General features: G+C 38.5%; 15 protein-coding genes and 1 tRNA gene. 8 read left to right on the top strand and 8 right to left on the bottom strand.

Features of this window, described 5'->3' with window-relative positions; genetic code table 11:
- Positions 1 to 10 precede the first annotated feature (10 nt).
- A complete protein-coding gene (locus tag VB715_RS20775; protein ID WP_323303106.1) occupies positions 11 to 727 on the bottom strand; it encodes a hypothetical protein in 717 nt (238 codons plus the stop codon).
- A gap of 116 nt (positions 728 to 843) precedes the next feature.
- Between VB715_RS20775 and VB715_RS20770 the strand changes: the two genes are divergently transcribed.
- A tRNA-Ile gene (locus tag VB715_RS20770) sits at positions 844 to 916 on the top strand.
- 85 nt (positions 917 to 1,001) lie between these two features.
- On the opposite strand, the gene purE is transcribed toward VB715_RS20770, so the two are convergent.
- Positions 1,002 to 1,532 (bottom strand): 5-(carboxyamino)imidazole ribonucleotide mutase, encoded by a 531-nt coding sequence (purE, locus tag VB715_RS20765; RefSeq protein ID WP_323303105.1) that lies wholly within the window; start codon positions 1,530 to 1,532, stop codon positions 1,002 to 1,004.
- A gap of 94 nt (positions 1,533 to 1,626) precedes the next feature.
- On the opposite strand from purE, the gene glgA reads away from it, so the two are divergent.
- Complete coding sequence (glgA, locus tag VB715_RS20760; RefSeq protein ID WP_323303104.1) at positions 1,627 to 3,063, top strand: glycogen synthase GlgA; 1,437 nt, start codon at positions 1,627 to 1,629, stop codon at positions 3,061 to 3,063.
- Between the two features lie 109 nt (positions 3,064 to 3,172).
- On the opposite strand, the gene VB715_RS20755 is transcribed toward glgA, so the two are convergent.
- From VB715_RS20755 to VB715_RS20730, 6 genes are all read right to left on the bottom strand, one after another.
- A complete protein-coding gene (locus VB715_RS20755) occupies positions 3,173 to 3,889 on the bottom strand; it encodes a cyanoexosortase B system-associated protein (RefSeq protein ID WP_323303103.1) in 717 nt (238 codons plus the stop codon).
- Positions 3,890 to 3,893: 4 nt separating this feature from the next.
- On the bottom strand, positions 3,894 to 4,802 hold the full coding sequence (crtB, locus tag VB715_RS20750) for a cyanoexosortase B (protein ID WP_323303102.1): 909 nt from the start codon (positions 4,800 to 4,802) through the stop codon (positions 3,894 to 3,896).
- Positions 4,803 to 4,869: 67 nt separating this feature from the next.
- Positions 4,870 to 6,009 (bottom strand): DegT/DnrJ/EryC1/StrS family aminotransferase, encoded by a 1,140-nt coding sequence (locus tag VB715_RS20745; protein ID WP_323303101.1) that lies wholly within the window; start codon positions 6,007 to 6,009, stop codon positions 4,870 to 4,872.
- A 164-nt stretch (positions 6,010 to 6,173) separates the two neighbouring features.
- On the bottom strand, positions 6,174 to 7,052 hold the full coding sequence (locus VB715_RS20740; protein ID WP_323303100.1) for an ABC transporter permease: 879 nt from the start codon (positions 7,050 to 7,052) through the stop codon (positions 6,174 to 6,176).
- Positions 7,053 to 7,172: 120 nt separating this feature from the next.
- Positions 7,173 to 7,817 (bottom strand): hypothetical protein, encoded by a 645-nt coding sequence (locus tag VB715_RS20735; protein ID WP_323303099.1) that lies wholly within the window; start codon positions 7,815 to 7,817, stop codon positions 7,173 to 7,175.
- Positions 7,818 to 7,891: 74 nt separating this feature from the next.
- On the bottom strand, positions 7,892 to 8,170 hold the full coding sequence (locus VB715_RS20730; RefSeq protein ID WP_323303098.1) for a hypothetical protein: 279 nt from the start codon (positions 8,168 to 8,170) through the stop codon (positions 7,892 to 7,894).
- A 231-nt stretch (positions 8,171 to 8,401) separates the two neighbouring features.
- On the opposite strand from VB715_RS20730, the gene VB715_RS20725 reads away from it, so the two are divergent.
- The 6 genes from VB715_RS20725 to VB715_RS20700 all read left to right on the top strand — a co-directional run bounded on the left by VB715_RS20725 (position 8,402) and on the right by VB715_RS20700 (position 13,681).
- Positions 8,402 to 8,686: a DNA polymerase beta gene (locus VB715_RS20725; RefSeq protein WP_323303097.1), complete on the top strand. Its 285-nt coding sequence runs from the start codon at positions 8,402 to 8,404 to the stop codon at positions 8,684 to 8,686.
- An 86-nt stretch (positions 8,687 to 8,772) separates the two neighbouring features.
- Complete coding sequence (hpnA, locus tag VB715_RS20720) at positions 8,773 to 9,771, top strand: hopanoid-associated sugar epimerase (RefSeq protein WP_323303096.1); 999 nt, start codon at positions 8,773 to 8,775, stop codon at positions 9,769 to 9,771.
- A 5-nt stretch (positions 9,772 to 9,776) separates the two neighbouring features.
- Entirely contained in the window at positions 9,777 to 10,523 is a 747-nt protein-coding gene (locus VB715_RS20715; protein WP_323303095.1) for a chemotaxis protein CheW, read from the top strand.
- Between the two features lie 51 nt (positions 10,524 to 10,574).
- Positions 10,575 to 11,555, top strand: coding sequence for an ATP-binding cassette domain-containing protein (locus VB715_RS20710; protein ID WP_323303094.1), 981 nt, complete (start codon positions 10,575 to 10,577; stop codon positions 11,553 to 11,555).
- 13 nt (positions 11,556 to 11,568) lie between these two features.
- Positions 11,569 to 12,981 carry an aminopeptidase P family protein gene (locus VB715_RS20705; RefSeq protein WP_323303093.1) on the top strand — a complete coding sequence of 471 codons (1,413 nt, stop codon included), beginning with the start codon at positions 11,569 to 11,571 and terminating at the stop codon, positions 12,979 to 12,981.
- Positions 12,982 to 13,066: 85 nt separating this feature from the next.
- Positions 13,067 to 13,681 (top strand): Crp/Fnr family transcriptional regulator, encoded by a 615-nt coding sequence (locus VB715_RS20700; protein WP_323303092.1) that lies wholly within the window; start codon positions 13,067 to 13,069, stop codon positions 13,679 to 13,681.
- Positions 13,682 to 13,801 lie beyond the last annotated feature (120 nt).

Here is a 13,801-nt window from a genome sequence, read left to right as displayed (position 1 = left end):
GATAACGGGACTATCTAACCACCGGAATTTGGGCTAAACTCAACTTAAGTTTTTGGTCGGGATAATCCGTTAAATTTAGGGAAAGGGTTGGACTTTTGCCCACTAGAGCGATGGGAATTTTAATCATACCGACAAAATTTTCGCTGTTTGGGGGTAATTCTTCAGGAAGTCCCTCGGTAATGGCACTCATCGCATTACCTTGAGCATCTTTCACCTCTAAAAAACTATAGAGAAATTTAACGGGTTTCGTCCCTTCATTTTTGAGATTAACTTTTAAGGATAGGGTTGTGCCTTGATTGGTCGCTTCATTAACTTCTAACTTAACTCCCTTATCTTCCGTCTTCAAGGGAAAGTCAGCCGCCAATTGAGTAGGGTTTTCCTGCTTATCCTGATTTTCAAGGGATTGACTGGTTTCTTTTTCCTCTTTTTTAACCTCTTTCTCTGGTTTTTTCTCTGAGTCACCCTGAGCAGGGGACTTTTCTTTATTATGGACGTGATCGTAAACTTTAACTAAAATTGTCTTTTCATCAACAGGTTTGAATTCCGTCGGTTCCGTGGAGGTTTTGGGCGCATCAGTCAGCTTTTTGGTCGGATTAATATCGGGTTGACTGACTCCTCTCAGGGCTGCATGGCCAGCATGATAAGCAAAATAAGCACTGGCGGTTCCTGCCCCTGACATCACCAATAATAGTAATACTGTTAGTTTAATGGTTGAGTTAATGGTCATTGTGATCATTAAATGAATAAAATTTCTCTTGATTATAAGGTAATTAGGCAATATGTCGCGCAACGATTGATGCTCTAAGGGCTATAATGAGAAATGGCTCTCAGGGGAGAGCATTACCAGGGTTGGCCGAGCGGTTTAGGCAACGAACTCATAATTCGTGCTAGGCAGGTTCAACTCCTGCACCCTGGATCACCGATGGTTAATTGAGTAAATACTAAGTAAGGCTGGGACAGGCTTTTAGAGATAACTGACGGTTCAAATCCGCCTCCCGCCATTACCCACTCATCTGTTTTAAATAAGCTTCATACCCTAATTGTGCCAGGGTGGTTTGCTTATCTAAGACCATCTGTTTGAGGTTTTGACGATATTGTTGCACTTTAGCCAGTAAAACAGGATTATGGGACGCTAAAATTTGGATAGCGAGTAATCCGGCATTTTGAGCGTTACCAATGGCCACAGTAGCCACAGGAATGCCTCTGGGCATCTGAACAATAGAATAGAGGGAGTCTACCCCTTGTAAGTGACGAGTGGGGACAGGGACACCAATAACAGGGAGAGGGGTCAAAGATGCTACCATACCTGGTAGATGGGCGGCTCCTCCTGCCCCTGCGATAATGACTTTTAGCCCTCGTTCATGGGCGGTTTGGCCATAGTTTACCATTTGTTCAGGGGTACGATGAGCCGAGACAATAGCCACTTCCCAAGGGATATCAAAGTCTTGACAAACGGCGATCGCTGCTTTCATCGTGGGCAAGTCTGAGTCACTGCCCATGATAATGCCAATTAGTGCAGATGAATTAGTCATAATTTTAGCCTCCCTCAAAATATTAACTACGATAAAAGGGGTAGATAGTCTCCTATAATCCTAAGAGTGCCAAGAGAGGGAACCATTAGCAACCATGCGAATTTTATTTGTTGGGGCAGAAGTCGCCCCCTTAGCTAAAGCGGGCGGAATGGGGGATGTAATCGGGGCTTTACCCAAAGTATTACATCAATTAGGGTATGATGTGCGGATTCTGATGCCCTATTACGGTTTTCTTGCCGATAAAATCGAGATTCCCAAGGAACCGATTTGGCGAGGAAATGCTATGTTTCAGGAATTTGCCATTTATGAAACCACCCTCCCTGATAGTAATGTTCCTCTCTACCTATTAGGACATCCTGTGTTTTTACCCCGTCGTATTTATGGCGGCGAAGATGAATTTTGGCGGTTTACTTTCTTTGCCAATGGGGCGGCTGAATTTGCCTGGAATTACTGGAAACCTGACATTATCCACTGTCATGACTGGCATACCGCTATGATCCCCGTCTGGATGCACCAATCCCCTGATATTACAACCGTTTTCACTATTCATAATTTAGCCTATCAAGGGCCGGGTCGGGGCTTTTTGGAACAAACGACTTGGTGTCCCTGGTATATGGAAGGGGATAACGCGATGGCTGCGGGAATTCAATTTGCAGGACGAGTAACGACGGTTTCCCCAACTTATGCCCAACAAATTCAAACCCCTGTCTATGGTGAGAAGTTAGAAGGGTTACTATCTTATGTTCATGAGAATTTAGTGGGCATTCTCAACGGCATTGAGATGGAACTTTATGATCCTGCTCATGACAAATTTATTTATCAGCCTTTTAGCCCTGATACTTTAGAAAAACGGGCGGCCAATAAAATTGGTCTTCAGGAAGAAACGGGGCTAGAAGTTAATAAGAATGCCCTATTAATGGGAATGGTGACTCGTTTAGTCGAACAAAAGGGCATTGATTTAATGCTGCAAGTTTTAGATCGGTTTATGGCCTATACTGATGCTCAATTAATTATTTTAGGTAGCGGCGATCGCTATTATGAAAGTCAATTATGGCAGTTGGCCTCCCGTTTTCGGGGTCGGATGTCAGTGCAACTTCTCTATAATGATGCCCTTTCCCGTCGTATTTATGCGGGATCAGATGTCTTTTTAATGCCTTCTCGTTTTGAACCCTGTGGTATTAGTCAATTGTTGGCCATGCGCTATGGTTGTGTACCCATTGTACGAAGGACTGGGGGTTTAGTTGATACGGTGGGTTTCTATGATCCTATTAATGAGACAGGAACAGGTTATTGTTTTGATCGCTATGAACCCTTAGACTTCTTAACCTGTATGATTCGAGCTTGGGAAGGTTTTCGGTTTAAAGCTGATTGGGCTAAACTACAACAGCGGTGCATGAATCATGATTTTAGTTGGTACAAAGCTACTACTGAATATATTAAGGTGTATAAGGAAGTCAAAGGACATCCTGGAGAGTTAAGTGAAGATGAAAAAGACAAATTAGCTGCTTTAATGAAAGCAAGTGCCTTATAAACCAAAGGGTAGGGGTCAACGGCCGTTGACCCCTACGGATATCAAGATTCTCTAGCTGAGAAAAGATTATTATTACAACATATTTTTTTATTTTTATTCCCTTTAAACATTAATTTTTCTTGACATCAAAAATATCTTTTTCTAGAGTTGTTTGTACTGTTTGACCAAGGGATTTTGCTAAAGGTTCAATATCTTTTAATTCTCCTAATGGTTCCATGGGAATTTCAATAGAAACCACAATCCAAGGTACTCTTTTACGATGTAATTGGGCTTTTTGATCAGCCCAAAACCATTGAGAAGGCGCATAATGTCCCCCACCGGGCCAAGCATACCATTGAAGAACACCATAGGTGTTATTATTCCAAGCTTGAAACCAACGGGCAGTTACTGAATTTTTGGGATCAGTATCTGAAGAAAATTTCAGGGTTTTATAATTGTCAGGTTTCCATTTTTCTACCCCTTGTAAATCTACCCATTCTACTTGAGGATGATTTTTGTAGTAATTTTGAGGCATCATGGCGACAGTAATAGGCTCTTGTCCTGGTTTTTCGATAACTTGAAATGACCAACGATCTTTACTGATACGAATTTCTTTTTGGGTAATTGTTTGCCATCCAGGAAAATTTAATGGGGCTTTAGGAATCTTTCTCATTTGGTCAATTTCTGGGACAGGAGGTAAATCAGACCAAGACCATTTTCCTGTAAAATAACTGGGAAGGGCGACAAAAATAATTGCCAAACTTAGAAGACATAAGATGACAATTTGAGAAAGAAAAATACCCTTTTTAAATTTTAACATACCCACTGATGGGATTATTTTCGACATAAAACTATTCATTAAAGTTATCATCCTTTTCATCAGAGATTATCATCGAGCTTTCTTCAAAACGATCCAGAGACCAATTCAGTCCAATAATTACGATTAGCATTCCTGTTGAATAGATATCACCTCCCCATCCATCATGAAGAATTTCAAAGGCTTTCTGTTGACCATTACCATGAAATACTGCTAGTGTTGTATTACGGATAATGTTGGCAATGATGCTAATGATTAATGCACCACTTAGAAGGGTAACAACTCGACCACGATCACTTATTTTACCTGTCCAATGTAATAGTAATAAACTAACATATAAACTGGTAAATAACATTTTTAATCCGGCACAATAGGGGGCAACTTCCACAGGAATGTTATTGACATAGAGATAAATTCCATCGACTTGACTATTAACTCTTAATTGTTGTAAAAGAAACCCCGCCATGGCCGCAATGAATTTTTGTAAGGGTAAGGTATAAGGCGTTAAAAGGTAGGGGATTGAATTAGGGGTTGCGAGTAAGATTAATAGCAAAGGAAACCCATTAAGTTTTAAGCCGGGTATTCCTTTCAACCATAGCATAACTCCTGTAATAATAATGGGGAATGATATAGCAACTAATTCAGCCGAACCTGTTAAATAAAATGCGATTCCTAAAGCCAGGAAAAAACCACCCAGAGGATGATTTTTATTCGGTAATCTTTGCCATTGGTGACGATTTTTACCAAAGATCAGATAAGCAGCATAGGGGAAACCAATCAGAGCATGGCTAAAGTATTCGTGTTCAATATTAATACTCTTATTTAACCAACCATCATACCAATGTAAAAGAATTGGAGTATAGAGAATGGCCAGGAAAGCAATAATTAAGGTATTGCCTAGGTTTCGTTCAAGAAAGGGAGGGATCTTTTGGGTTATTTGCATTTTAAAGAACCTATAGCTAGGATGATTTATTGATTAAGAAAAGGGAACAAAAAATTAATAATGTACATCAACTTATTCGTAAGGAAAGTTGTTCAATCACCCAATCAGTATGTTCTGAACTTATTCCAGGATACATGGGTAAGGATAAAATTTGATTACAAAGGTTTTCTGCATGGGGAAAATCCCCCAATTGATAGCCTAACTCTTTATAACCCGGTTGTAAATGACAAGGAATCGGATAGTGAATCCCTGTTTGAATACCTCTTTCTAAGAGATAGTCTTGCAGCTTTTCCCGATTCAAAGTACAAGTATCATGAACACGGATCACATAAAGGTGATAAACATGACCGCGATCGCTGACATTTTGAATAGGAATAATTCCTTTGTCTGCTAATAATTGTAAACCCTGATCATATTTTTTGGCCGCTTGATTTCGCAATTGATTCCATTGAGAAAGATGAGGTAATTTAACTTGTAAAATAGCCGCCTGTAAGGTATCTAAACGGCTATTGCTGCCAATCTGAGTATGATAATACTTACTGGGTGCGCCATAATTTCGCAAAGTACGAACATTTTGGGCAACTTCTTCATCAGAGGTAATTAACATCCCCCCATTACCAAAAGCCCCTAAATTTTTACTAGGATAGAAACTAAAGGCCGCTGCTTTGCCAATAGATCCTGCGGTATAGCCTTCTCGTTGGGCTAAATGAGCCTGGGCCGCATCTTCAAAGATAATTAAATTATAAGCTTGGGCAAAGTCTAATAATTGGCTAGGGGATACCATTTGCCCGTATAAATGGACGGGGACAATAGCTTTGGTTTGGGGGGTGATAGCTTTGGCCGCGGCATTTAAGTCAATTAGGGCGGTTTCTGGGTCACAATCCACTAATATAGGGGTTGCACCGGATTTGATCACTCCGATCACTGTGGCGATAAAAGTATTAGCGGGGACAATCACCTCATCTCCTTCATTAATACCACAGGCTTGTAATCCTAGGGCGATCGCATCTGTACCGGAGGCCACCCCAACCCCATAATTAACCCCACAAGCTTGAGCAAATTCCCTTTCAAATTCCCTTAAAGCTTGTCCTAAGACGAAATCTCCGCGTTTGACAACGGTTTCCATGGCTTTTTCTATGGCGGTTTGTAGGGGTTGATGTTGGATCGTTAAATCAACAAATGGGACAGTTTTTGAGAGTACAGTCATTGATAATAAGTTTACTAAAGAGAATGTCTAAGATTAGAGTCATAATCTATTATGCCCCTACGTTAGTTACAAATTATAGTGTTCTGTGCCAAAAACAGGAAACAGAGAATAAATTTTTGATTTTTTACTTCTTCCTGCTAAATTTTCCCTTTTGAAAAGGGGTCTTAGCGGCGTGTTTTGGGGTCAAAAGCATCCCGTAAACCATCTCCAATATAGTTGATACTTAAAACCGTGAGAAAGATGGCTAAACCAGGAAAAAATGCCATGTGGGGGGCTGTTGTTAGATAATCTTTGGCTTGAAATAACATTTGTCCCCAAGTTGGTACGTCAGGGGGAAATCCTAACCCTAAAAAACTTAGGGTAGACTCGGTAATAATACTATTGCCTACTCCTAAGGTAGCGGCAACAATAATAATACTTAAAACATTGGGTAAAATATGCACGCGAATGATACGATTAGGGGTTGCTCCTAAGGTGGTTGCTGCGTCAACAAATTCCATTTCTCTTAATCTTAATACGCTACCTCTAACCAGTCGCGCGACGGACATCCAGTTAAGTCCTCCAATGACAATGACAACTAAGATAAATATACCTAATTCTGGGCCGGCAATGGTTTTTATGGGTTCTCGAAATAGATAGACAATTAATAATAATAGGGGTAATTGGGGTAGGGCTAAAAATAGATCAGTTACACGCATTAATGAGTTGTCAATTATGCCGCCATAAAATCCGGCGATCGCCCCGATGGTTGTGCCGAGAAAAATGGCGACTAACATGGCAGAAATGCCGACAGTTAAGGAAATTCTACCCCCAAATAATACCCTCGCTAAGATATCTTGTCCGAGGGAGTTTGTGCCGAATATATGGGTTAAATTGGGGGGGTTACTGGACTGGGTAAAGTCAATTTTATCAATGGGGGTTTGATAAATCAAGGGGCCAATAAGGATGGCGAGAATTATTATTATGAGGGTGATAATGCCAAAAATGGCTAGGCGATCGCGTTTTAATTTTTGCCAGAGGTTGTTAACAGGTTTGAGGTTCATTTTTTATCTTAGTTCGTAGTAAGGGCTTTCGCCCTAAAAAGCACCTTTAAAAAGCTTACTACAAACTTGAAGGAACTCGATACATTCTTTCTTCTATTTCTTTCCAAGTTTCATCTGTTACTAATATAGCCCTATCTTTACACTGTAACATGAGGTTATAAATATAAAAATATAGTAACTTAATAAAACGATGATTATTAGGGAAAGATTTGATATAGGATAAAGCTTTATTTTCCATAAACAAAAGTAATTGAGTAGGGTTAAATGGGAGAAAGAATAAATATTGTCTAATCTTTCCACTAAAATTCCCTGTTGAATAGCAATAGCATTAAGTACCGCTTGTCCGTCTAAGTCTTGGGGTGCGTTCAAATTTCTAGCTAAAAATGTTTTTATTTTGTCTACTAATTCTTGCGTCTCAAAAAAGAGTTTATCAACAATAAAACCATCATAAGCAACTTCTGAGAGCAGCATTATCTCTAATTTTGTTGTAAAATTTTGATAGATTGGGTCACGTTCTAATCGTTTTTCTGATGACCATTTTTCTAATCCCGTTTCGAGTTGTTGTTTTCGTTGTTCAATTAATGCCTGACGATATTCTAGACGAGACTGAAATGCAGAGGGTTTTAAGGTTTCAGTAGTTGATGAAGTTGACTGATCTTCTCCTAATACCACTACGACTTGTAAGATTTCATCCTTGTCTGCATGAGGTAAGATTTCTTTTAAAAGAGGATCAATTTTTGCTTCTTGTTCGGGTGTAAGGTTCATAATATAAATATCTTACATGGTAGGGTGGGCATTGCCCACATTAAATTAGATAATAAATACTGATTAATGGTGGGTTACGACGGATAGATAAATTTAGTAAAATGCTTAATCTTTTTTAAGTGCCATAAATCATCATCTGTTAAGTCATTTTCAGTTTTAAAACTTGCTGTAACTTTCTCAGGTTTAATGAGGTCAATGGGTTGATCTTTTAAGATAAAAAAATCAGGTAATTGTGTTTGGGTTGCTGCTGCTTTTCCTTTCGAAATTTCTATGAGTTCTGTTCCTGTAACCCCAGGATTTTCAGAACTCTTGAGAATTTGTAAATTTTCTTTTTCTCTAATATTTTTGATCATTTAATTAAGGTTTGATACCCGGAATCTTCTTGATAAATAGCTTCAACATCTTGGTTTTTTTTGACGACTTTCACTGGTTAATTTACGAGAGATTAAGCCTAAGGATTGGGTGACTATGTTTGCTTTAGGACGAATAATGTAGATGGGCATGGAATAATCTTTATTTTAAGTGTTATTCTAAATTTTAAGTTAGAATGGTTCAAAGGGCAATCATTAAGTCAATCAAAAATTATGCTCATGTTAGAAAACTTAAAACAAAAACTTGAAGCCTATAAACCCATGCTTCTCAAAAAATACAAAATTAACCAATTAGGAATTTTTGGAATACTTTCTAGTCAAAATGACAATAAGGAACAAAACTCAAACATTTTAATTGATTATATTGATGCCCCTAGTTTACTCGATTTAGTTGAATTAGAAAATTTCTTAACTGAACAATTAAGCATCAAAGTTCATATTTTCACTAAAAATAGATTAAAAGGACAAAGAATTCTATCAGAAGTTGTTTATCTATGACAAAAAGAGAACAAGTAAGGTGGGCATTGCCCACCCTACTGACTTTATGAATTAAAATAGATAAATAATAATGGTGAGGATAATTTATGAGTATCAAAGCATTTGTTACGGGAGGAACGGGATTTATTGGGGCCAACTTGGTTAGACTTTTATTGGAGGAAGGCTATCAAGTTCGTGCTTTAGTGCGTCCCCAAAGTTCCTTAGATAACCTGAAAAATCTTGATGTTGAAATCATTAAAAGTGACCTCAATGATCCCAATTTATCTAATAAAATAAAAGGCTGTCAGGTACTCTTTCATGTAGCAGCCCATTATTCCTTATATCAAGCCGATAAAGACCAATTATATCAAAGTAATGTGTTAGGAACTCGTTCTATTTTAGCCGCCGCAAAACAAGCAGGAATTGAACGCATTGTTTACACCAGTTCCGTTGCTGCTATTGGGGTGGGAAACCCTGGGGAAATTGTTAACGAAACCCATCAAAGTCCTGTAGAAAAATTAGTCGGGCATTACAAAAAATCTAAATATTGGGCGGAACAAGAAGCCCACCAAGCTGTTAAAAAAGGTCAAGATATTGTTATTGTTAATCCTAGCACTCCTGTTGGCCCTTATGATATTAAACCCACCCCCACAGGAGAGATTATTTTACGGTTTTTACGCCGTCAAATGCCTGCTTATGTTAACACAGGCTTAAATTTAATTGACGTGCGAGACGTAGCGCGGGGTCATCTGTTAGCATTAGAAAAAGGGAAGACGGGGGAACGTTATATTTTAGGCAACCAAAACCTAACTTTAAAAGCCCTATTAGATGAATTATCAACCTTAACACGACTAGACGCACCCCAACAAACCTTACCCCTCTGGCTACCCTTAACTGTCGCTTGGATAGAAGAATATTTACTCTCTCCCTTGGGGAAAAAACCCTCAATTCCTATCGATGGTGTGAAGATGTCTAAACAACCAATGTATTATGATGCTTCTAAGGCAATTAATGAATTAGGGTTGTCTCCTTCTCCGATTAAAACTGCTCTCCAAGATGCCGTTAATTGGTTTATTAATCATGAATATGTTGCACCTAACCGTTAAAGATAATGAATACTTCTATTAACCAATGCTGGAATAAAATTGGGGTTTATGGTGATAGTTCTTGCCCTGAATTAAAAACCGTTATCCACTGTCGTAATTGTGCCATTTATGGGGCAGCAGGACGCAATTTATTACAACGACAGTCTCCTGAAGGATATGTTGAAGAATGGACAGATTTATTAGCCCAAGATTGGCAAGAAGTAGCCTCAAAAAAGGCTTTAAACAAGCAAGAAGCTTTAACAAATGAGTCTCTTGGCTTAATTATTTTTAGGGTTGCTCAAGAATGGTTAGCCTTGCCTGTCTGGGTAGTTAAGGAAATCACTCATGTTTTTCCGGTTCATACTTTACCCCATCGCAGTAATCACGTTTTTGCTGGAATTGTTAATATTCGGGGCGAGATTTTAATGTGTATTTTACTGCGAAATCTTTTAGGTTTATCCGCCATAGATTTTAGGCCAGAAAATAAATCATCACAAATATCAAATTATCAAAATCATGAGATAATTCCTGTTATTTATCAACGTATGGTTGTTTTAGAAATTCAAGGGAATCGTTGGGTATTTCCTGTTGATGAAATATTAGGAGTCTATCGATTTTCTGGCGATCAATTAAAAGATGCACCTGTTGTTATTTCTAAAACACCTGATACTTATACGAAAAAAATATTATCTTGGCAAGGAAAACAGATCAACTATTTAGATTATGAATTAGTTTTTTATGAATTGCTATTTTATACCTTAAATCGAGCTTAAAATATGAGCAGCAAACAAGTTTCAATATTATCTATTATTCTTATCTAAATTATGTCTACCATCGTTGTTAAAAATCTTAGCAAAGTTTATAAAGTCGCCGTCAAGAAACCAGGAATTAAAGGAACATTAAATCATTTTTTTAACCGTACTTATCGAGAAATACAAGCAGTTAAAAATGTTTCTTTTACAATTGATTCAGGGGAAATTGTGGGATTTTTGGGGGCAAATGGCGCAGGAAAAACCACCACATTAAAAATGTTAACAGGACTTATTCATCCCTCAACGGGAGAGATAAAAATTGTGGGCTATGTTCCCTTTCGCCGTCAACCCCAATTTCTCACAAAAATGAGTTTAGTTATGGGACAAAAACAACAATTATTGTGGGATTTACCAGCTTTAGATTCTCTGAGAATTAATGCAGCAGTTTATCAAATTCCTGAACAAATTTTTCAGAAAAGACTGAAAGAACTCGCAGAAATGCTATCCATTGAAGAACAATTAACTCAACCAGTTCGTAAGCTTTCTTTAGGTCAAAGAATGAAAGCAGAATTATTAGCAGCTTTATTACATCATCCCCAAGTTTTATTCTTAGATGAACCCACTTTAGGATTAGATGTAAATGCTCAAGCTGCTGTCAGAGATTTTTTAAGAGAATATAATCAACGCTATCAAGCTACCATTCTATTAACCAGTCATTATATGGCTGATATTACTGCTTTATGTAAACGGGTTTTATTGATTCATGAGGGCCAATTGATCTATGATGGAAGTCTAGAGAAATTAGTCGAAAAATTTGCTCCCTATCGAGAGGTAAAACTGGAATTAGCTGAGACAGTTTCTTCAGAAAAATTAGCCATTTATGGAGAAATTGAAAGCATACAAGGTCAAGAGGTTCGCTTCCTTGTCCAACAAGAAAAGCTAACAGCAACTATCGCCCAAATTTTAGCACAATTACAGGTTATTGATCTTAATATAACCGATCCTCCTATTGAGGAAATTATTGGCCGACTTTTTCAATCAGGAAATGTTTAGGAAAGTAATAAGTATGAATGACTTTTTAATATATACCTTGCAACAACGCCGACAAAAATTAGCCCAGTTAATTGATAAACCTGCTATTTTCTGGTCAGGAAAAGCACTATCTCGTAATTTTCGGGCTAACCGTTACCCCTTTCGCGCTAGTAGTCATTTCCTCTATTTTACGGGATTAAATCTGGAAAATGCGGCAATTATTGTTGAGAATGGCAACTTATCCCTATTCATGGATAACCCATCTCCTGATAGTACCCTCTGGCATGGAGAAATGCCCACCAGAGAAGATATAGCGGCGCAAATTGGGGCAAATCAAGCCTATCCTCTCACAGAATTGGGCAATCATACCACAGATGCCCTAACAATTCCCGTCCAAGATGTTACAACCTATCAACAACAATGGGAAATTCTTAACCGTTCTTTTTCTGCTAAAAATCCCCTAACAGCCCTTGATCTTGACCTAGTAAAAGCCATTGTTACCCTACGACTTAGCCATGATAAAAATGCCTTAACAGAAATCAAAAAAGCGGCATCGGTTGCCATAACATCTCATAAAATTGGCATGAAAGTTTCAAAAAATGCCCAAACAGAAGCCGAAATTAGAGGGGCAATGGAGGGGTATATTATGGGACAAAATATGACTTGTGCTTACAATAGTATTGTTACAGTTCATGGGGAAGTTTTACATAATGAACATTACCATCATCATTTACAATCCGGTGATCTATTATTAGCTGATGTTGGAGCAGAAACCTCTTTAGGATGGGCATCAGATATTACGAGAACTTGGCCAGTCAATGGTCAATTTTCCCCGACGCAACGGGATATTTATGATCTAGTTTTAGCGGCTCATGATGCTTGTATTGAACAGATTAAACCAGGCCAAGAATATCGAGAAATCCACTTATTAGCTGCCAAAATTATTGCAGAAGGATTAGTCAATTTAGGGATTTTGCGAGGCAACCCTGAAACCTTGGTAGAAAAAGATGCCCATGCCCTCTTTTTTCCCCACGGAATCGGTCATTTATTAGGCTTAGATGTGCATGACATGGAAGATTTAGGAGACTTAGCGGGCTATGAATTAGGAAGAAGCAGAAGTCAAAGATTTGGGTTAGGATATCTTAGATTAGATCGTCCCCTTAAAGCTGGGATGGTAGTGACAATTGAACCAGGATTTTATCAAGTTCCTGCTATTTTAAATAATCCTCAATTCAAAGAAACTTATGATATAGATATCAATTGGGACAAATTAGCCCAGTTTTCTGATGTGAAGGGGGTTCGCATTGAAGATGATATTTTAGTGACAGAAATGGGTGCAGAAATCTTAACGGTTAATTTGCCGACTCATCCCTTAGCAATTGAAGCTTTAGTTAATGAAGGTGTTGACTCTGGGAAAACTGAAGATTCTGCAATAGCAAAAACTTAATCTATTGATTACCTAATTTTTACTTTTATCTCATAGAATTATAGACAAAGTATTGTCGTTTGACGGCGGGAAGACTAAAATAGAGATGCTGTTAGCTTATAATCCCACTCAACCTCTGTCCCCCCATGAAGTCACAGAGGGAGGGCGACTGCACTTTTATGATCGTAGCGAAAATATCCCCCTTGTGAGTGATGGGATTTGGCAGGTTTATCGGGGAATTGTTCAACTCAGTCAATTATCTCCCCAAGGGGAAGAAATCTTATTGGGATGGGCTCAACCTTCGACCTTATTTGGGTCATGGTTAACCCACATGGAATCTTATCAGGCGAAAGCGTTGTCTGAAGTATATTTGAAGTGGTATCCTGTTGATGAAATCCAGACTTCTTCTCAATTAAGTCAAATGGCCCTGACTCAATTAGTGCGTCGGATGCGACAAACTGAGGCCCTGCTTGCTATTGCAGGATTAAAACGGGTGGAAGATCGTTTGCAACAATTATTATATTTGCTCAAACAAGAATTAGGGGAACCTGTTAAGGAAGGAACCCGTTTTGGGGTGCGTCTTACCCATCAAAATTTGGCTAGTGCTATTGGAACAACGCGGGTCACGGTGACTCGTTTATTAGGAGACTTTCAACGTCAAGGATGGCTTCGTTTTGATGGTGATCGCCATATTATTATAAGTGAGCCTTTTTTAACTTAATGTCGCCAGAATTCCCCATCCCTCTATAGGGTGGGGATGAATGGCGACCAGTAAATAAACTGCGAAGCATCGATTAATTCCGTCCTCCTGATTGTTCCGTTATGTATTTTTTCACCGTTT

Source organism: Crocosphaera sp. UHCC 0190 (assembly GCF_034932065.1).
Lineage (GTDB): Bacteria > Cyanobacteriota > Cyanobacteriia > Cyanobacteriales > Microcystaceae > UHCC-0190.
Note: the sequence above shows the minus strand (reverse complement) of the source record. Positions and strands in the feature narration are given on the sequence as shown.

Bases quoted from the DNA above. Each gene is read 5' to 3' on its own strand.
- VB715_RS20775 (WP_323303106.1), bottom strand. From the start codon at position 727: ATGACCATTAACTCAACCATTAAACTAACAGTATTACTATTATTGGTG.
- purE (WP_323303105.1), bottom strand. From the start codon at position 1,532: ATGACTAATTCATCTGCACTAATTGGCATTATCATGGGCAGTGACTCA.
- glgA (WP_323303104.1), top strand. From the start codon at position 1,627: ATGCGAATTTTATTTGTTGGGGCAGAAGTCGCCCCCTTAGCTAAAGCG.
- VB715_RS20755 (WP_323303103.1), bottom strand. From the start codon at position 3,889: ATGTCGAAAATAATCCCATCAGTGGGTATGTTAAAATTTAAAAAGGGT.
- crtB (WP_323303102.1), bottom strand. From the start codon at position 4,802: ATGCAAATAACCCAAAAGATCCCTCCCTTTCTTGAACGAAACCTAGGC.
- VB715_RS20745 (WP_323303101.1), bottom strand. From the start codon at position 6,009: ATGACTGTACTCTCAAAAACTGTCCCATTTGTTGATTTAACGATCCAA.
- VB715_RS20740 (WP_323303100.1), bottom strand. From the start codon at position 7,052: ATGAACCTCAAACCTGTTAACAACCTCTGGCAAAAATTAAAACGCGAT.
- VB715_RS20735 (WP_323303099.1), bottom strand. From the start codon at position 7,817: ATGAACCTTACACCCGAACAAGAAGCAAAAATTGATCCTCTTTTAAAA.
- VB715_RS20730 (WP_323303098.1), bottom strand. From the start codon at position 8,170: ATGATCAAAAATATTAGAGAAAAAGAAAATTTACAAATTCTCAAGAGT.
- VB715_RS20725 (WP_323303097.1), top strand. From the start codon at position 8,402: ATGCTCATGTTAGAAAACTTAAAACAAAAACTTGAAGCCTATAAACCC.
- hpnA (WP_323303096.1), top strand. From the start codon at position 8,773: ATGAGTATCAAAGCATTTGTTACGGGAGGAACGGGATTTATTGGGGCC.
- VB715_RS20715 (WP_323303095.1), top strand. From the start codon at position 9,777: ATGAATACTTCTATTAACCAATGCTGGAATAAAATTGGGGTTTATGGT.
- VB715_RS20710 (WP_323303094.1), top strand. From the start codon at position 10,575: ATGTCTACCATCGTTGTTAAAAATCTTAGCAAAGTTTATAAAGTCGCC.
- VB715_RS20705 (WP_323303093.1), top strand. From the start codon at position 11,569: ATGAATGACTTTTTAATATATACCTTGCAACAACGCCGACAAAAATTA.
- VB715_RS20700 (WP_323303092.1), top strand. From the start codon at position 13,067: ATGCTGTTAGCTTATAATCCCACTCAACCTCTGTCCCCCCATGAAGTC.